Raw genomic sequence first — 323 nt, forward strand, 5'->3', positions numbered from 1 at the left:
AAAAAAAAAAAAAGGAGAAAGAAAGAAGAAGACAGAGAGGAAAAAAAAGGGAGGAAAGAGGAGGAGAGGGGGGAAAAGGAAGGAGAGGGGGAAAAGAAAGAAAGGAAAGGGAGAGAGAGGAGAAGAAGAAGAGAGAAGGGAAGGGGAAGAGAAGAGAGGAAGAGGGAGGAAGGGAGAGAAGAGAGAAGAGGAGAAGGGAGAAAGAGAGAAGAAGAGGAAGGAAAGGGAAAAGGGAGAAGGGAAAAAGAGGGAGGGGAGGGGAGAGAGGGGAAAAGGAGAGGGAGAAAAGGGGAAGGACCGCACGAAGACCGGTCCGGCGAGCG

At 50.2% G+C, this 323-nt stretch carries 1 protein-coding gene; it reads left to right on the top strand.

Features of this window, described 5'->3' with window-relative positions; genetic code table 11:
- Positions 1–323 (top strand): hypothetical protein (locus NR111_RS18925; RefSeq protein WP_256821649.1); only part of this gene is annotated, 323 nt, incomplete at both ends.

It is taken from the genome of Dietzia sp. Die43 (assembly GCF_024519835.1).
Taxonomy (GTDB): Bacteria; Actinomycetota; Actinomycetes; order Mycobacteriales; family Mycobacteriaceae; genus Dietzia; species Dietzia kunjamensis.